29 protein-coding genes are annotated in these 14852 nt (G+C 35.0%); 28 read left to right on the top strand and 1 reads right to left on the bottom strand.

Translation table 11 applies throughout. The features are described from left to right. The first annotated feature begins 95 nt into the window (after positions 1-95). The 28 genes from rplC to rplQ all read left to right on the top strand — a co-directional run bounded on the left by rplC (position 96) and on the right by rplQ (position 13844). A complete protein-coding gene (gene rplC, locus D1003_RS07185) occupies positions 96-719 on the top strand; it encodes a 50S ribosomal protein L3 (RefSeq protein ID WP_014937945.1) in 624 nt (207 codons plus the stop codon). Continuing rightward, on the top strand, positions 710-1339 hold the full coding sequence (gene rplD / locus D1003_RS07190; RefSeq protein ID WP_014937946.1) for a 50S ribosomal protein L4: 630 nt from the start codon (positions 710-712) through the stop codon (positions 1337-1339). The genes rplC and rplD overlap by 10 nt, the downstream gene beginning before the upstream one ends. Positions 1340-1342: 3 nt before the next feature. Next, complete coding sequence (gene rplW / locus D1003_RS07195) at positions 1343-1633, top strand: 50S ribosomal protein L23 (protein ID WP_014937947.1); 291 nt, start codon at positions 1343-1345, stop codon at positions 1631-1633. 19 nt (positions 1634-1652) lie between these two features. Further along, positions 1653-2474, top strand: a complete 822-nt coding sequence (rplB, locus tag D1003_RS07200) for a 50S ribosomal protein L2 (RefSeq protein WP_004917319.1) — start codon at positions 1653-1655, stop codon at positions 2472-2474. A gap of 2 nt (positions 2475-2476) precedes the next feature. After that, complete coding sequence (rpsS, locus tag D1003_RS07205) at positions 2477-2755, top strand: 30S ribosomal protein S19 (RefSeq protein ID WP_004917321.1); 279 nt, start codon at positions 2477-2479, stop codon at positions 2753-2755. Between the two features lie 5 nt (positions 2756-2760). Continuing rightward, on the top strand, positions 2761-3165 hold the full coding sequence (gene rplV, locus D1003_RS07210; protein ID WP_014937948.1) for a 50S ribosomal protein L22: 405 nt from the start codon (positions 2761-2763) through the stop codon (positions 3163-3165). Between the two features lie 7 nt (positions 3166-3172). Beyond that, positions 3173-3868 carry a 30S ribosomal protein S3 gene (rpsC, locus tag D1003_RS07215; protein WP_004917324.1) on the top strand — a complete coding sequence of 232 codons (696 nt, stop codon included), beginning with the start codon at positions 3173-3175 and terminating at the stop codon, positions 3866-3868. Positions 3869-3978: 110 nt separating this feature from the next. Then, positions 3979-4404: a 50S ribosomal protein L16 gene (gene rplP, locus D1003_RS07220; RefSeq protein WP_004917326.1), complete on the top strand. Its 426-nt coding sequence runs from the start codon at positions 3979-3981 to the stop codon at positions 4402-4404. Between the two features lie 11 nt (positions 4405-4415). Then, on the top strand, positions 4416-4601 hold the full coding sequence (gene rpmC, locus D1003_RS07225; RefSeq protein ID WP_014937949.1) for a 50S ribosomal protein L29: 186 nt from the start codon (positions 4416-4418) through the stop codon (positions 4599-4601). Between the two features lie 15 nt (positions 4602-4616). Further along, positions 4617-4871 (top strand): 30S ribosomal protein S17, encoded by a 255-nt coding sequence (rpsQ, locus tag D1003_RS07230; RefSeq protein WP_004917330.1) that lies wholly within the window; start codon positions 4617-4619, stop codon positions 4869-4871. After that, positions 4871-5239, top strand: coding sequence for a 50S ribosomal protein L14 (gene rplN / locus D1003_RS07235; protein WP_004917332.1), 369 nt, complete (start codon positions 4871-4873; stop codon positions 5237-5239). Before rpsQ ends, rplN begins: the two co-directional genes overlap by 1 nt. 19 nt (positions 5240-5258) lie before the next feature. After that, positions 5259-5579: a 50S ribosomal protein L24 gene (gene rplX, locus D1003_RS07240; protein ID WP_153936290.1), complete on the top strand. Its 321-nt coding sequence runs from the start codon at positions 5259-5261 to the stop codon at positions 5577-5579. 9 nt (positions 5580-5588) lie between these two features. After that, on the top strand, positions 5589-6140 hold the full coding sequence (gene rplE, locus D1003_RS07245; RefSeq protein ID WP_004917335.1) for a 50S ribosomal protein L5: 552 nt from the start codon (positions 5589-5591) through the stop codon (positions 6138-6140). A 5-nt stretch (positions 6141-6145) separates the two neighbouring features. Further along, entirely contained in the window at positions 6146-6415 is a 270-nt protein-coding gene (rpsN, locus tag D1003_RS07250; protein WP_004917337.1) for a 30S ribosomal protein S14, read from the top strand. 120 nt (positions 6416-6535) lie between these two features. Then, positions 6536-6934, top strand: coding sequence for a 30S ribosomal protein S8 (gene rpsH, locus D1003_RS07255; RefSeq protein WP_004917338.1), 399 nt, complete (start codon positions 6536-6538; stop codon positions 6932-6934). A gap of 17 nt (positions 6935-6951) precedes the next feature. Beyond that, the gene (rplF, locus tag D1003_RS07260) at positions 6952-7497 is read left to right on the top strand and encodes a 50S ribosomal protein L6 (RefSeq protein ID WP_052911413.1); all 546 of its coding nucleotides are present in this window, start codon (positions 6952-6954) and stop codon (positions 7495-7497) included. Between the two features lie 11 nt (positions 7498-7508). Beyond that, positions 7509-7862, top strand: a complete 354-nt coding sequence (gene rplR / locus D1003_RS07265; RefSeq protein ID WP_004917342.1) for a 50S ribosomal protein L18 — start codon at positions 7509-7511, stop codon at positions 7860-7862. 13 nt (positions 7863-7875) lie between these two features. Beyond that, positions 7876-8397: a 30S ribosomal protein S5 gene (gene rpsE / locus D1003_RS07270; protein ID WP_004917344.1), complete on the top strand. Its 522-nt coding sequence runs from the start codon at positions 7876-7878 to the stop codon at positions 8395-8397. 10 nt (positions 8398-8407) lie between these two features. Further along, on the top strand, positions 8408-8584 hold the full coding sequence (rpmD, locus tag D1003_RS07275) for a 50S ribosomal protein L30 (protein ID WP_004917345.1): 177 nt from the start codon (positions 8408-8410) through the stop codon (positions 8582-8584). Between the two features lie 81 nt (positions 8585-8665). Further along, positions 8666-9115 carry a 50S ribosomal protein L15 gene (gene rplO, locus D1003_RS07280; protein WP_014937952.1) on the top strand — a complete coding sequence of 150 codons (450 nt, stop codon included), beginning with the start codon at positions 8666-8668 and terminating at the stop codon, positions 9113-9115. Between the two features lie 8 nt (positions 9116-9123). After that, positions 9124-10503 carry a preprotein translocase subunit SecY gene (secY, locus tag D1003_RS07285; RefSeq protein ID WP_153936291.1) on the top strand — a complete coding sequence of 460 codons (1380 nt, stop codon included), beginning with the start codon at positions 9124-9126 and terminating at the stop codon, positions 10501-10503. 12 nt (positions 10504-10515) lie between these two features. Then, positions 10516-10731, top strand: a complete 216-nt coding sequence (gene infA, locus D1003_RS07290) for a translation initiation factor IF-1 (RefSeq protein ID WP_052911416.1) — start codon at positions 10516-10518, stop codon at positions 10729-10731. 45 nt (positions 10732-10776) lie between these two features. Beyond that, positions 10777-10893: a type B 50S ribosomal protein L36 gene (ykgO, locus tag D1003_RS07295; protein WP_004917354.1), complete on the top strand. Its 117-nt coding sequence runs from the start codon at positions 10777-10779 to the stop codon at positions 10891-10893. A 17-nt stretch (positions 10894-10910) separates the two neighbouring features. Beyond that, positions 10911-11288 (top strand): 30S ribosomal protein S13, encoded by a 378-nt coding sequence (gene rpsM, locus D1003_RS07300; RefSeq protein WP_153936292.1) that lies wholly within the window; start codon positions 10911-10913, stop codon positions 11286-11288. A gap of 11 nt (positions 11289-11299) precedes the next feature. Then, positions 11300-11689: a 30S ribosomal protein S11 gene (gene rpsK, locus D1003_RS07305; RefSeq protein ID WP_004917358.1), complete on the top strand. Its 390-nt coding sequence runs from the start codon at positions 11300-11302 to the stop codon at positions 11687-11689. A 19-nt stretch (positions 11690-11708) separates the two neighbouring features. Beyond that, positions 11709-12317 carry a 30S ribosomal protein S4 gene (gene rpsD, locus D1003_RS07310; protein WP_004917360.1) on the top strand — a complete coding sequence of 203 codons (609 nt, stop codon included), beginning with the start codon at positions 11709-11711 and terminating at the stop codon, positions 12315-12317. Between the two features lie 28 nt (positions 12318-12345). Then, entirely contained in the window at positions 12346-13341 is a 996-nt protein-coding gene (locus tag D1003_RS07315) for a DNA-directed RNA polymerase subunit alpha (protein WP_004917361.1), read from the top strand. A gap of 8 nt (positions 13342-13349) precedes the next feature. Next, positions 13350-13844 carry a 50S ribosomal protein L17 gene (gene rplQ, locus D1003_RS07320; RefSeq protein WP_014937953.1) on the top strand — a complete coding sequence of 165 codons (495 nt, stop codon included), beginning with the start codon at positions 13350-13352 and terminating at the stop codon, positions 13842-13844. Between the two features lie 87 nt (positions 13845-13931). Here the strand turns inward: rplQ and D1003_RS07325 are convergent, their stop codons facing one another. Then, positions 13932-14846, bottom strand: a complete 915-nt coding sequence (locus D1003_RS07325) for a dimethylarginine dimethylaminohydrolase family protein (protein ID WP_153936293.1) — start codon at positions 14844-14846, stop codon at positions 13932-13934. Between the last annotated feature and the right edge of the window lie 6 nt (positions 14847-14852).

Raw genomic sequence — 14852 nt, forward strand, 5'->3', positions numbered from 1 at the left:
TGGGAAAAGTATGTCTTTTTCTCATTGGTAAATATTGAGTGTTTGATTTAAGTAATTGAAATTTAAATAAATAATAATAATTTTAATTTTTAATAATGTCAGGTATTATTGGAAAAAAAATCGGAATGACTTCATTGTTTGACGAGTCTGGGAAAAATATTCCTTGTACTGTTATTCAAGCGGGTCCATGTTCGGTTTTACAGGTCAGAACCGTAGAAAAAGATGGCTATGTAGGCTATCAGTTAGGTTTCGATGACAAGAGTGAGAAGAATGTCGGTAAGGCATTAGCTGGTCATTTTAAAAAGGCTGGTTCTACTCCTAAGGCAAAATTACACGAATTCCACCATGGGTTCGATAATTTGCAAGTGGGAGATGAGGTAACTGTTAAGTTGTTTGCGGAAGGGGAGTATGTAGATGTTACAGGTACTTCTAAAGGTAAAGGATTCCAAGGGGTAGTTAAAAGACATGGTTTCGGCGGTGTAATGCAGGCTACTCACGGGCAGCACAACAGATTGAGAGCTCCAGGTTCTATTGGTGCGGGTTCAGACCCATCAAGAGTATTCAAGGGCTTAAGAATGGCTGGTAGAATGGGAGGTAAGCAGGTGACTGTTCAGAACCTTCAGGTGTTAAAAGTAGATGAAGAACAAAATCTTTTAGTGGTAAAAGGTGCTGTTCCGGGAGCTAAAAATTCTTATGTAATTATCAGAAGATGGAACTAGTAGTATTAAATATTCAAGGGAAAGAAACCGGAAGAAAAGTGTCTTTAGATGAGGCTATCTTCGGAATAGAGCCAAATCAGCACGCGGTTTACTTAGAGATAAAGCAGTATCTTGCTGCACAGCGTCAAGGAACTCATAAGGCTAAGGAAAGAAGCGAAATTACAGCTTCTACTAAAAAGCTTAAGAAGCAAAAAGGTTCTGGTTCTGCTAGATACGGGGATATCAAGTCTCCAGTATTCAAAGGTGGAGGTAGAGTTTTTGGTCCTAAGCCAAGAGATTATAGATTTAAGTTAAATAAAGCACTTAAGAGATTGGCTAAAAAATCTGTTCTTTCTCAAAAAATGAGAGATAACAGTGTTAAAGTATTAGAAGATTTTTCTTTTGAAACTCCTAAAACTAAAGAGTTTATCAGTGTGGTAAATGCATTAGGATTAGAAGGTAAGAAGTCTTTATTTGTACTAGGAGAGGCTAACAAGAATGTGTACTTGTCTTCAAGAAATTTACCTAAGGCTAAAGTAATGAATTTCAATGAAATTTCTTCTTATGACTTAGTAAATGCAGGAGAAGTAATATTCTTAGAAGGTGCAGTAGAAAAGTTTCAAGAAAATTTAAGAAAATAAATCATGTCAGTAATCATAAAACCAATTATTTCAGAAAAGGCTTCTAATTTGTCTGATTTGAGAGGCGTTTACAGTTTCTTAGTAGATACTAAAGCGAATAAAATCCAAATCAAACAAGCTGTAGAGAAGGCTTATAGTGTAAAGGTAGCAGATGTAAGAACAATGATTTATGCTCCTAAAGTTTCTGCTAAGTACACTAAAAAAGGACTTCAAGTTGGGAAAACCAACAAATTGAAAAAAGCAATGGTTCAGCTTGTAGAAGGTGAATTTATTGATGTGTTTGCAACTAATTAATAATTTATAAATAATAGTAATGTCTGTTAGAAAATTAAAACCTATCACCCCAGGACAGAGATTCAGAATTGTAAACAATTTTGAAGAGATTACTACCAACAAACCTGAGAAAAGCCTTACTGTAGGTCTTTCAAAGAAAGGCGGTCGTAACAATACTGGTAAGATGACCATGCGTTACACTGGAGGTGGACACAAAAGAAAATACAGAATTATTGACTTCAAAAGAAACAAATTTGATGTTAAGGCAACTGTAAAAACTGTGGAATACGATCCAAACAGAACTGCGTTCATCGCTTTGTTAGAGTATGCTGATGGAGAAAAGAGATACATGATTGCTCCTAACGGTATCAAAGTAGGGCAAACTGTAGTTTCTGGACAAACAGCTACACCTGATGTAGGTAATGCAATGAAATTAAAAGATATTCCTCTAGGTACAGTAATCTCTTGTATAGAGCTTAGACCTGGACAAGGGGCTATCTTAGCAAGAAGTGCAGGTTCTTCTGCACAGCTTACTTCTAGAGATGGTAAGTTTGCTATCGTTAAATTGCCTTCAGGAGAATCTAGAATGATTCTAGTAGAATGTATGGCTATGATTGGTTCTGTGTCTAACTCAGACCACCAGCTTACAGTATCTGGTAAAGCAGGTAGAAGCAGATGGTTAGGTAGAAGACCAAGAACTAGAGCTGTAGCAATGAACCCAGTAGATCACCCAATGGGTGGTGGTGAAGGTAGATCTTCAGGAGGTCACCCTAGATCTAGAAACGGTAAACCAGCTAAAGGTTACAAGACTAGAAAGAAAAATAAAGTGTCTAACCGTTACATCGTATCCAAAAGAAAATAATTATGGCAAGATCACTTAAAAAAGGACCTTTCATTCACCATTCATTAGAGAAGAAGGTTCAAGCGAATATAGAATCAGGAAAGAAAACGGTAATTAAAACATGGTCTAGAGCATCTATGATTTCTCCAGACATGGTAGGTCAAACTATAGCAGTACATAATGGTAAGTCTTTCATACCTGTTTATGTAACTGAAAATATGGTAGGACATAAGTTAGGTGAATTTTCTCCAACGAGATCTTTTAGAGGTCACTCAGGTAATAAAAATAAAGGTAGCAGATAATCATTATGGGAAAAAGAAAACAAGATAGTGCGATAGCACGTAAAGCAGCAAATCAAGATGTGGTAAAAGCACGTCTTAATGATTGCCCTTCTTCTCCAAGAAAAATGAGACTCGTTGCTGATATCATTAGAGGAGAAAATGTAGATAAAGCTCTATATATCCTTAGATATTCTAAAAAAGAAGCTTCTAATAAATTAGAAAAACTTCTTCTTTCTGCAATTGCTAACTGGCAAAACAAAAACGAAGGAGCTGATATAGAAGAAGCTAACCTTTTCATTAAGGAAATATATGTAGATAGTGCAAGACAATTGAAAAGATTGCGTCCTGCACCACAAGGTAGAGGTTACAGAATTAGAAAAAGATCTAACCATGTAACATTAGTATTAGGTTCAAAAACAGATAATCAATAATCAAGATATGGGACAGAAAACAAATCCAATTGGTAATAGACTAGGTATCATCAGAGGATGGGATTCTAACTGGTTTGGAGGAAACGATTATGGAGACAGAATCGCAGAAGACTACAAAATCAGAAGATATCTTGAAGCAAGATTATCTAAAGGTGGTATTTCAAGAATTTATATTGATAGAACCCTTAAGTTAGTTACTGTAACTATTACTACTGCTAGACCAGGACTTATCATCGGTAAAGGTGGTCAGGAAGTAGATAAACTAAAAGAAGAGTTAAAGAAACTTACTGGTAAAGATGTTCAAATCAATATCTTTGAAATTAAAAGACCTGAGTTAGATGCTGTATTAGTAGCAGATAGCGTAGCTAAGCAAATTGAAAACAGAATTTCTTACAGAAGAGCTGTTAAAATGGCTATCGCGGGAGCTATGAGAATGGGAGCAGAGGGGATTAAAATCCAAATTTCAGGAAGATTAAACGGTGCTGAAATGGCAAGAAGTGAGTCTTTCAAAGAAGGAAGAATTCCGTTATCTACTTTCAGAGCTGATATAGATTACCATATCGCAGAAGCACACACTACTTATGGTAGATTAGGTGTTAAGGTATGGATAATGAAAGGAGAAGTATATGGTAAGAGAGAACTTTCTCCATTAGTAGGTACTCAGAAAAAATCTTCTGGTAATAAAAGAAGAGAAAGAAAATAATTTAATTAGAGTTAGAAGATAGAAATTAGAAATTAGATCTTCCGTTACAAGAGCTGAATTTAATTTTTTTCAATCTAACATCTAACATCTAACATCTAATATATAAAATTATGTTACAACCAAGAAGAACCAAATTCCGTAAGGTTCATAAAATGAAAATGAAAGGCAATGCCAACAGAGGACATAGGCTTGCTTACGGAACATTCGGTATTAAAGCTACAGAAGGTGCTTGGATTACTGCAAGACAAATAGAGGCAGCTCGTATCGCTGCAACTAGATATATGAAGAGAGAAGGACAGCTGTGGATTAAAATATTCCCAGATAAGCCAGTTACTAAAAAACCTGCAGAGGTGCGTATGGGTAAAGGTAAAGGTGCTGTAGAATATTGGGTAGCTGTAGTGAAGCCAGGTAAAATTATGTTTGAAGTAGGAGGTGTTCCTTACGAAGTAGCTAAGGAGGCTTTAAGACTTGCAGCTCAGAAACTTCCTGTAGTTACTAAGTTTGTAGTAGCAAACGATTTTGTTAAACCTCAATAAATCTTTTAGAAATGAAAAAAGCTGAAATTAAAAATCTAAGCGTAGAGGATTTAAAAAATAAATTGGTAGAAGTGAAAGCTACTTACGGGAAACTTAAATTAGCTCACAGAATTAGCCCAATTGAAAATCCTATCCAAATCAGAGATTTGAGGAAAACTATCGCAAGACTTGAAACTGAACTAACTAACAAACAATAAGAATTTCATTTTATTATGGAAAGAAATTTAAGAAAAGAAAGAATCGGAGTAGTTTCGAGCAATAAAATGGAAAAGACCATTGTTGTTAGTGAGACTATGAAAATGAAGCACCCAATGTACGGTAAGTTCGTTTTGAAAACGAAAAAATATACCGCACACGATGAAAACAACGAGTGTAACGAAGGCGATACTGTTCTTATCCAAGAAACAAGACCTTTGAGCAAAAATAAAAGATGGAGATTAGTAAGAATCATAGAAAGAGCTAAGTAATGTTACAAACAGAATCAAGATTAAAAGTAGCTGATAATACTGGTGCTAAAGAAGTATTAGTAATCAGAGTTTTGGGAGGTACCAAAAGAAGATATGCATCTGTGGGTGATAAAATCGTAGTGACTATCAAAGATTCTACTCCTACAGGAAATGCTAAAAAAGGACAAGTATCTAAAGCAGTAGTAGTGAGAACTAAAAAAGCAGTTAGAAGAAAAGATGGATCTTACATCTCTTTTGATGATAATGCTTGCGTTCTTTTAAATGCTGCTGGAGAGATGAGAGGAACTCGTGTTTTCGGACCAGTTGCTCGTGAATTAAGAGATAAGGAATATATGAAGATTATTTCATTAGCTCCTGAAGTACTTTAATTTTAAAAATTTTAAAACAATGACAAAAGTTAAAATTAAAAGAGGTGATAATGTTATCGTTACCACTGGAAAAAATAAAGGAAGCAAAGGAGAAGTTCTTGAGGTAATCAGAAAAGAAGGTAAAGATCCTAGAGTGCTAGTAGCAGGTGTAAATATTGTTAAAAAACATACTAAACCTTCAGCTGCAAACCCTCAAGGTGGTATCGTAGAGAAAGAAGCTTCTCTCCATATATCTAATGTAGCTTTGATGGATGAAAACGGAAAAGCTACTAGAGTGGGATATAAAATGGAAGGAGATAAGAAAGTAAGAGTAGCTAAAACTACTGGTAAAACTTTATAATAAAGAACGATGGAATATATAGCAAGACCTAAAAAATTATATAAAGAGAAAATTGTTCCTGCAATGATGGAAGAGTTTGGGTATAAGTCTGTAATGCAAGTACCTAAATTAGAGAAAATCGTTGTATCCCAAGGTTTAGGAGCTGCTACTGCGGATAAAAAAATCGTAGATTATGCAGTGGAAGAATTAACGGCAATTACCGGACAAAAAGCTGTAGGTACTCTTTCTAAGAAAGATGAAGCTTCTTTCAAACTAAGAAAAGGTATGCCTATTGGTGCAAAGGTAACGCTAAGAGCAGATAAAATGTACGAGTTTTTAGATAGACTTACATCTTCTGCTCTACCTAGAATTAGAGATTTTAACGGAATCAAAGCTGATGGTTTTGACGGTAGAGGGAACTATAACTTAGGTATTACTGAGCAAATTATCTTCCCTGAGATTGTTATTGATAAAGTGAAAAAAATCCAAGGTATGGATATCACTTTCGTAACAAGTGCTAGAACAGATAAAGAGGCTAAAGCCTTATTAACTCATTTCGGTTTACCATTTAAAAAGAACTAAGAAGAATGGCTAAAGAATCAATGAAAGCGCGTGAGCGCAAAAGAGAAGCACTAGTTGCTAAATATGCTGCTAAAAGAAAAGCTCTAAAAGAAGCTGGAGATTATGAAGCATTACAAAAATTACCTAAAAATGCTTCGCCAGTAAGATTACACAACCGTTGCAAGCTTACAGGAAGACCTAGAGGATACATGAGAACTTTCGGTATCTCTAGAGTAACTTTTAGAGAAATGGCTAACCAAGGTTTAATACCTGGAGTTAAAAAAGCAAGTTGGTAATAATTTTTAACAAATCAAGATAATTAAGTTTGAGGGCTTTGAAGATATTTAGCTTTTGCCTTTAACTTTAAAGCCTTCAAATACTGATTATCATAAACCAATAATTTTAAAAAACGAAAAATGGTAACAGATCCAATTTCAGATTTCCTAACTAGAGTAAGGAACGCACAAAGCGCAGGCCACAAAGTGGTGGAAATTCCTGCATCGAAAATCAAAAAGGAGATTACTAAAATCTTATTTGATCAAGGTTATATCTTGAACTACAAGTTTGAAGACAATGCAGTTCAAGGAACTATTAAAATCGCTTTAAAGTACGATAAACAAACTGGTAAACCAGCAATTAAGTCTATCCAAAGAGCTTCTAGACCTGGTTTAAGACAGTACAAAGGTTCTGCAGAACTTCCAAGAGTACTTAATGGCTTAGGTGTAGCTATTATATCTACTTCTAAAGGAGTAATGACTGACAAAAAAGCGAGATTAGAGAAAGTAGGTGGAGAGGTAATCTGCTATGTATATTAATTTTTAATAAAAGGAAAATGTCAAGAATTGGTAAAGCAATTATAACAATTCCTTCTGGAGTTACTGTCACTGAGAAAGACGGTGTGGTAACTGTAAAAGGTCCTAAAGGAGAACTTACTCAGGAACTTACAGGAGGTATTACTATAGAACAAAATGACGGTGTACTTACAGTAAACAGACCGTCTGAGTCTAAACAACATAGAGCTCTACACGGGCTTTATAGAGCGTTAATCAACAACATGGTAGTCGGAACTTCTGAAGGTTTTACTAAGAAGTTAGAGCTTGTGGGAGTTGGTTATAGAGCATCTAATCAAGGACAAAGATTAGAATTAGCTCTTGGTTTCTCTCATGGTATAGTACTAGAGCTTCCTTCTGAAGTTCAGGTAGAGACTGTAACAGAAAAAGGTAAGAACCCTATCATTACTTTATCATCTTATGATAAGCAATTATTGGGTATGGTAGCTGCAAAAATTAGATCTTTCAGAAAACCTGAGCCATACAAAGGTAAAGGGGTTAGATTTGTAGGAGAACAAATTAGAAGAAAGGCTGGTAAATCTGCTTAAAATTTAAGAAAATGGCACTAAGTAAAGAACAGAAAAGATTAAGAATAAAGAGAAGAGTTAGAGGAAAAGTTTCCGGAACTCAAGCAGCACCAAGATTATCTGTATTCAAAAGTAATAAAGAAATCTATGCTCAGCTTATTGATGATAAAGAAGGTAAAACTTTAGTACAAGCTTCTTCAAGAGAGAAAGGTTTTGATGCTAAAGGAACAAAAGTAGAAATTTCAACGGCTGTTGGTAAAGCTATCGCTCAGAAAGCTATTGCTGCAGGGTATGAGAAAGTAGTATTTGATAGAAATGGTTTTGTGTATCACGGTAGAGTAAAAGCTCTTGCTGATGGTGCTAGAGAAGGAGGTTTGAAATTTTAAAAGTTAAAAAATTATGTTAGGATTAGATAATATAGAAAGAGTAAAACCTGGGGGTTTAGAATTAGTAGATCGTTTAGTGGCTGTTAATAGAGTTACTAAGGTTACTAAAGGAGGTAGAGCTTTCGGCTTCTCAGCAATCGTGGTGGTAGGAAATGAAGATGGTGTTATAGGTTACGGATTAGGAAAATCTAAAGAGGTAGCTTCTGCAATTTCCAAAGCAGTAGAAGATGCTAAGAAAAACCTAGTAAAAGTTCCTGTTGTAAACCATACAATTCCGCACGAAACTACAGCTAGATATGGTGGAGCTAATATCTTCTTGAGACCTGCTTCTCACGGTACAGGGCTTATCGCAGGTGGTGCGGTAAGAGCAGTGCTAGAATCAGCTGGTGTACACGACATTCTTTCAAAGTCAAAAGGTTCTTCTAACCCGCACAATGTGGTAAAAGCAACTTTCAAAGCTTTGTTAGATATCAGAAGACCAGAAGAAATCGCAAGAATGAGAGGTGTAACATTGAGTAAAGTATTTAACGGTTAATTTTGAAAAAATGGCAACAATTAAAGTAAAACAAGTAAGAAGTGCTATTGGTAGAACTAAAACTCAAAAGAGAACCCTTGAAGCTTTAGGTCTTAGAAAGTTACATCAAGTAGTAGAGCACGAAGCTACACCTGCTATATTAGGTATGGTAGCGGCTGTACAGCACTTAGTAGAAGTTCAAAAATAGAAATTTAGATAATAAACAGGAGGTTTTATGATTAGAGTGAAACCTCCTAGTTTTGAATCTTCAATCTTAAATTTAAAACAAATGAATTTAAATAACATAAAACCAGCTAAAGGTTCTACACATAATTCTAAGAGAATTGGTAGAGGACAAGGAAGTGGAAAAGGAGGTACCTCTACAAAAGGACATAAAGGACAAAAGTCTCGTTCAGGGTACTCTATGAAAATAGGATTTGAAGGAGGACAAATGCCTTTACAAAGAAGACTTCCTAAATTTGGATTTAATAACATTAGCAGAAAAGACTACAGAGGTATCAATCTAGATACTATCCAAACTCTTATAGATACTAAAGGAATCAAAGGTGATATCACTAAAGAAGTTTTAGTAGAAAATGGTTTGGCTTCTAAAAATGATTTAATCAAAATCATGGGAAGAGGAGAGCTTAAATCTGCAGTGTCTATCTCTGCAAATAAGTTTACTAAATCTGCAGAAGAACTAATCAATAAAGCAGGAGGTAAAGTAGTTACCCTTTAATTATTACAATGAAAGAATTTATACAAACACTTAAAAACATTTGGAGCCTTAAAGAGTTAAAAGATAAAATTCTTTTTACTTTAGGGATGATATTGGTGTATAGATTCGCATCCTATATATCTCTACCAGCTATCAACATGACAGAGGTAGGAACTCTTTTAGAGCAATACCAAAATCAAGGTGGTAGTAAACAGGGAGCGGGATTGTTAGGTTTACTATCGTCATTTACTGGAGGTGCGTTTAGCCGTGCTTCCATTATGGCGTTAGGTATTATGCCTTATATTTCGGCTTCCATTATTGTTCAGCTGATGGGGATGGCTATTCCATATTTACAGAAATTACAGAAAGATGGTGAGTCGGGTAGAAATACTCTTAACCAAATTACGCGTTGGTTAACAATAGCAGTATGTTTGGTTCAGGCACCTTCTTATCTGGGTTCTATTACGGGATTATTTTTGCCTTACTCTCAGTTTGCATCAGCTTACTATGTAGATCCTTCATCTATTATGTTTTGGTTACCTAGTATTGTAATTTTGGTTGCAGGTTCTGTATTTGCAATGTGGTTAGGAGAGAAAATTACAGATAAAGGTATAGGTAATGGTATATCAATACTTATTATGGTAGGGATTTTAGCCGATTTACCTATGGCTTTTATACAGGAGGTAACAGCTCAAACAGGTAAAGGAGGTATGGGAACTATCATGATACTGATAGAGGTTTTATTCTGGTTAGTTGTGATTCTATTGGCTATTATACTTTCTGTTGCAGTAAGAAAGATACCTATTCAGTATGTGAGTAGAGCTCAAGCAAGAGGAGGAAATACAAGAAACCTTATGCAGGGAGCAAGACAATGGATTCCGTTAAAAGTTAATGCTTCTGGAGTAATGCCAATTATCTTTGCACAAGCACTGATGTTTGTACCTGGACTTTTAACTAAAGTAGATGAAACGAATACTTTCCTAGCTGGATTTAAAAATGTATTTAGTTGGCAATACAACTTATTGTTTGCTATACTTATCATTATCTTCTCGTTCTTTTATACAGCTATAACAATTCCAGTAAATCAGATGGCTGATGACCTTAAAAGAAATGGAGGTTTAATTCCAAAGGTAAGACCTGGACAAGAGACCGCAGACTACTTAGATGATATTTTATCTAAAATTACTTTGCCAGGTGCAATTTTTTTAGCTATCTTTGCAGTCCTTCCAGCTTTAGTGTATGGAAGTTTGGTTCAGACAGATAGGTTTGCTCTATTTTTTGGTGGTACCTCGCTACTTATTATGGTGGGAGTTATCCTAGATACAGTACAGCAAATCAATACTTATTTGTTGAATCACCATTATGATGGTTTAATGCAGTCTAAATTGTCTAGAACATCTAACCAATAGGAAAGAAGTATTATGGCTAAACAGAAACATATAGAACAAGATGGCGTGATAGTGGAAGCACTATCTAACGCCATGTTTAGAGTAGAGCTGGAAAATGGGCATATTTTGATAGCTCATATTTCTGGTAAAATGAGGATGCATTATATAAAACTTCTTCCAGGTGATAAAGTTAAATTGGAGCTTTCTCCGTATGACTTATCTAAAGGAAGAATTACATTTAGATATTAATTTAAGAGCTTATATAGCTAGAGGCTATAGCATAAAGAAAACATTATGAAAGTAAGAGCATCAATTAAGAAGAGAAGTGCAGACTGCAAAATCGTAAGAAGAAAAGGCAGATTGTACATTATTAACAAAAAGAACCCTAAATTTAAACAAAGACAAGGCTAATTTAGCAAAATTAAATTATGGCGAGAATTGCAGGTATTGATTTACCAAAAAACAAAAGAGGCGTAATAGGGCTTACCTATATCTACGGAATTGGAAAGAGCACTGCGTCAGAAATTTTGAAGAACGCTGGAATCAGCGAAGACAAGAAAGTCAACGAATGGAATGACGATGAATTGGCAGCAATCAGAAACTACATCTCTGACAATATTAAAGTAGAAGGAGAGTTGCGTTCTGAAGTGCAATTGAACATCAAGAGATTGATGGACATAGGATGCCAACGAGGAATACGTCACAGACTGGGATTACCTTTAAGAGGCCAAAGAACGAAAAACAATTCTAGAACCCGTAAAGGAAAAAGAAAAACTGTTGCTAACAAGAAGAAGGCAAGTAAATAATCGTTAGAATTATGGCAAAACAAACTAAAGTAACTAAAAAGAGAAAAGTAAAAGTTGAAGCGATTGGCGAGGCCCATATCCAAGCCACTTTCAATAATATCATTATTTCTTTAACTAACAAAAACGGCGAGGTTATTTCTTGGTCTTCTGCCGGTAAGATGGGTTTTAGAGGTTCTAAGAAAAATACTCCTTTCGCTGCACAAATGGCCGCAGAAAACTGTGCTCAGGTAGCTCACGAAGCTGGTCTTAGAAGAGTTAAAGTTTTTGTAAAAGGACCAGGTGCAGGTAGAGAGTCTGCTATAAGAACTATTCACAACTCTGGAATAGAGGTAAGTGAAATCGTTGATGTAACTCCTATGCCACACAACGGATGTAGACCACCGAAAAGAAGAAGAGTATAACCCGAAATTTTAAAAAATAATGGCAAGATATATTGGACCTAAAACAAAGATTGCTAGAAAGTTTGGTGCAGCAATCTATGGAGATGATAAAAACTTCGAGAAGAGAAGAAACCAGCCGCCAGGACAGCATGGGCCTAACAAAAGAAGAGGTGCTAAAAAATCTGAATATGCAGTACAGCTAGCTGAAAAACAGAAAGCTAAGTATACTTACGGTATTTTAGAAAGACAGTTCTCTAATTTGTTTAAAAAAGCACACGCTAGTAAAGGTGTAACTGGTGAAGTTCTTCTTCAACTTTGCGAATCTAGATTAGATAATGTAGTTTACAGATTAGGATTTGCTAAAACTAGAGCTGCGGCAAGACAGTTAGTATCTCACAGACATATCACTGTAAATGGAGAGGTGGTTAACATACCTTCTTACTCTTTAAAACCAGGTGATAAAGTGGCTGTAAGACAAAAGTCTAAATCTCTTGAAGTAATAGAGACTGCACTTTCTGCAAAAGCTAATTATGACTGGTTGCAGTTCAATGATGAAACTAAGGAAGGGACTTTCGTAGGAGTACCTGAGAGAATCCAAATTCCTGAAGACATCAAGGAACAGCTAATCGTCGAACTATACTCTAAATAATCATCAAATTTTTGCTCAACCCAAAACTATGGCAATTTTAAATTTTATAAAACCCGATAAAGTAATCCTACTTAACTCCACAGAGTTTCAAGGTCAGTTTGAATTTAGACCTTTGGAGCCAGGTTATGGATTAACTGTCGGTCATGCTTTAAGAAGAGTGTTACTCTCTTCTTTAGAAGGTTATGCTATTACATCTATCAAAATAGAAGGCGTAGAGCACGAATTTTCCACCATTCCAGGAGTTATAGAAGATGTAACAGAAATTATTTTAAACTTAAAACAACTTCGCTTAAAGGCTAAGTCCGAGAATGCTCCATCTGAGCAAGTTACAGCTAAGATAGCTAACTTAGAACAGCTTACAGCAGGAGATTTAGGTAAGTTTATTTCTGGTTTTGAAGTTTTAAATCCTGAATTGGTGATTTGTAATCTTACAAAAGATGTAAATTTAGAAATGAATTTTAGCATCAATAAAGGTAGAGGTTATGTTCCTTCAGAACAAAATAAATCAAATAATGCTCCTATCGGTACTATCGCTATTGATTCTATTTATACTCCAATAAAGAAAGTTAAGTATAGCGTAGAAAACTATCGTGTAGAGCAAAAAACGGATTACGAAAAATTAATTCTAGATATAGAGACTGATGGTTCTATCTCTCCTCAAAATGCTTTAATAGAAGCTTCTAAAATTCTTATATACCACTTTATGTTGTTCTCTGATGAGAGAATTACATTGGAAACAGAAGCGGTAAAGGCATCTATTCAGTATGATGAAGAAACATTACACACTAGACAATTACTTAAGTCTAAACTAGCAGAGATGGATCTTTCTGTTAGAGCTCTTAACTGCTTGAAAGCAGCTGAAGTAGAGACTCTAGGTGAACTAGTTTCTTATAGTAAATCTGATTTGATGAAATTTAGAAACTTCGGAAAGAAATCATTAACCGAACTTGAAGAGCTTGTTCATTCTAAGGGACTTAACTTCGGTTTTGATGTAAGTAAATATAAGTTAGACGCTGATAAATAATCCTTAAAATGAGACACGGAAAAAAATTCAATCATTTAGGTAGAACTGCCTCTCACAGAAAAGCTATGCTTTCTAATATGGCTTGTTCCCTAATTGAACATAAAAGAATAAATACTACAGTAGCTAAAGCTAAGGCTTTGAGAGTGTATGTAGAGCCTATCCTTACTAAATCTAAAGAAGATACTACACATAACAGAAGAGTAGTTTTCTCTTATTTACAAAACAAATATGCTGTTAGTGAGCTTTTTAGAACTATTGCTCCTAAAATTGCAGAGAGAAACGGTGGTTATTGTAGAATCATCAAAACTGGATTCAGACAGGGAGATTCTGCTGATATGGCAATGATTGAGCTTGTAGATTTCAATGAGCTTTACAATCCTAATGAGGCAGAAAAGAAAACTACTAGAAGAAGTCGTAGAAAATCTGCTCCTTCTACTAAAAAAGAAGAAGTTGTAGTTGCTCAAGAAGAGGCTCCTGCTAGTGAGGAAAAAGTAGAAGAATAAGAATTTGTTCATCTAAAATAAAAAGCGCTTTCAATTTTTGGAAGCGCTTTTTTGATTTATCTATTTTTATGATTTAAAAAGTAATAATTACTCCCTTACAAGAGGCATGGTAGAACATCTTAATAGCCCTCCCATTTTAGAAATTTCTCTGTAAGGAATTTCTTCTACTGTGAGGCCCCACTCGTCACGAAGATGGTTATTCATTCTAGTAAAAGCTTTATCAGAAACCACTACTTCTGGAGATATAGAGAAAATATTAGGGAACATAGCAAACATTTCTTCAGAGGTTACCTCAAAACAATTTTCTTTTCCAAAGATGTCTAAGATTAGATGATAATCGCTCTTGTCTACAAACCCATCTTTGTAAATAATGCATTTGTCTTTTCCTACAGGGTTAAAGGTACAATCTAAGTGGAGGATACCTTGGTATGGTACTCTGTCGTTTTTCTTTAAATCAAAGTCTAAAATTCTTTTTTTAGGAAAGTATTCTTTGAGGGTTTCTATAGCATACTCGTTAGTTCTGGCGGTTTTAAAGTTTCTATAATCTTCGCTGAAACAAGTTCCTATGAAAATAAAATCATTCCACACAATTACATCGCCACCTTCTATGTGAGCTGTGTCTGGAAGATTGATGATTTTACGCCATTCCACCTTTTCAAATATTTTACGATAGGCTTCCTGTTCGTCTGCTCTATCAGGAATTACATTAGAAATAATCATTCTGTCTTCTATTACAAAGGCAACATCTCTGGCAAAAACTTGATTGTAATCTTGAATAATCTCTGGACGGAAAACCTCCACATCATATTTTTTTAAAACCGATTCGAAGGCGTTCATTTCGTTAATAATATCTTCTTCTTTAGGATAAATATTATTTTCTATGGAGTGGTAAGATTTGGCGTCATAACTTTCTTCTAACGTTGGAATAGGACCATTAGAATGTGGTTGCCCTAAAACAACTGATTTTAATTTACCCGTTTCGTTTTTTATATTTAATTTCATATAGAA

Source organism: Riemerella anatipestifer, from assembly GCF_009663465.1.
Classification (GTDB): Bacteria; Bacteroidota; Bacteroidia; order Flavobacteriales; family Weeksellaceae; genus Riemerella; species Riemerella anatipestifer_C.

Coding starts and splice junctions, on each gene's coding strand:
- rplC (WP_014937945.1), top strand. CDS start 96: ATGTCAGGTATTATTGGAAAAAAAATCGGAATGACTTCATTGTTTGAC.
- rplD (WP_014937946.1), top strand. CDS start 710: ATGGAACTAGTAGTATTAAATATTCAAGGGAAAGAAACCGGAAGAAAA.
- rplW (WP_014937947.1), top strand. CDS start 1,343: ATGTCAGTAATCATAAAACCAATTATTTCAGAAAAGGCTTCTAATTTG.
- rplB (WP_004917319.1), top strand. CDS start 1,653: ATGTCTGTTAGAAAATTAAAACCTATCACCCCAGGACAGAGATTCAGA.
- rpsS (WP_004917321.1), top strand. CDS start 2,477: ATGGCAAGATCACTTAAAAAAGGACCTTTCATTCACCATTCATTAGAG.
- rplV (WP_014937948.1), top strand. CDS start 2,761: ATGGGAAAAAGAAAACAAGATAGTGCGATAGCACGTAAAGCAGCAAAT.
- rpsC (WP_004917324.1), top strand. CDS start 3,173: ATGGGACAGAAAACAAATCCAATTGGTAATAGACTAGGTATCATCAGA.
- rplP (WP_004917326.1), top strand. CDS start 3,979: ATGTTACAACCAAGAAGAACCAAATTCCGTAAGGTTCATAAAATGAAA.
- rpmC (WP_014937949.1), top strand. CDS start 4,416: ATGAAAAAAGCTGAAATTAAAAATCTAAGCGTAGAGGATTTAAAAAAT.
- rpsQ (WP_004917330.1), top strand. CDS start 4,617: ATGGAAAGAAATTTAAGAAAAGAAAGAATCGGAGTAGTTTCGAGCAAT.
- rplN (WP_004917332.1), top strand. CDS start 4,871: ATGTTACAAACAGAATCAAGATTAAAAGTAGCTGATAATACTGGTGCT.
- rplX (WP_153936290.1), top strand. CDS start 5,259: ATGACAAAAGTTAAAATTAAAAGAGGTGATAATGTTATCGTTACCACT.
- rplE (WP_004917335.1), top strand. CDS start 5,589: ATGGAATATATAGCAAGACCTAAAAAATTATATAAAGAGAAAATTGTT.
- rpsN (WP_004917337.1), top strand. CDS start 6,146: ATGGCTAAAGAATCAATGAAAGCGCGTGAGCGCAAAAGAGAAGCACTA.
- rpsH (WP_004917338.1), top strand. CDS start 6,536: ATGGTAACAGATCCAATTTCAGATTTCCTAACTAGAGTAAGGAACGCA.
- rplF (WP_052911413.1), top strand. CDS start 6,952: ATGTCAAGAATTGGTAAAGCAATTATAACAATTCCTTCTGGAGTTACT.
- rplR (WP_004917342.1), top strand. CDS start 7,509: ATGGCACTAAGTAAAGAACAGAAAAGATTAAGAATAAAGAGAAGAGTT.
- rpsE (WP_004917344.1), top strand. CDS start 7,876: ATGTTAGGATTAGATAATATAGAAAGAGTAAAACCTGGGGGTTTAGAA.
- rpmD (WP_004917345.1), top strand. CDS start 8,408: ATGGCAACAATTAAAGTAAAACAAGTAAGAAGTGCTATTGGTAGAACT.
- rplO (WP_014937952.1), top strand. CDS start 8,666: ATGAATTTAAATAACATAAAACCAGCTAAAGGTTCTACACATAATTCT.
- secY (WP_153936291.1), top strand. CDS start 9,124: ATGAAAGAATTTATACAAACACTTAAAAACATTTGGAGCCTTAAAGAG.
- infA (WP_052911416.1), top strand. CDS start 10,516: ATGGCTAAACAGAAACATATAGAACAAGATGGCGTGATAGTGGAAGCA.
- ykgO (WP_004917354.1), top strand. CDS start 10,777: ATGAAAGTAAGAGCATCAATTAAGAAGAGAAGTGCAGACTGCAAAATC.
- rpsM (WP_153936292.1), top strand. CDS start 10,911: ATGGCGAGAATTGCAGGTATTGATTTACCAAAAAACAAAAGAGGCGTA.
- rpsK (WP_004917358.1), top strand. CDS start 11,300: ATGGCAAAACAAACTAAAGTAACTAAAAAGAGAAAAGTAAAAGTTGAA.
- rpsD (WP_004917360.1), top strand. CDS start 11,709: ATGGCAAGATATATTGGACCTAAAACAAAGATTGCTAGAAAGTTTGGT.
- D1003_RS07315 (WP_004917361.1), top strand. CDS start 12,346: ATGGCAATTTTAAATTTTATAAAACCCGATAAAGTAATCCTACTTAAC.
- rplQ (WP_014937953.1), top strand. CDS start 13,350: ATGAGACACGGAAAAAAATTCAATCATTTAGGTAGAACTGCCTCTCAC.
- D1003_RS07325 (WP_153936293.1), bottom strand. CDS start 14,846: ATGAAATTAAATATAAAAAACGAAACGGGTAAATTAAAATCAGTTGTT.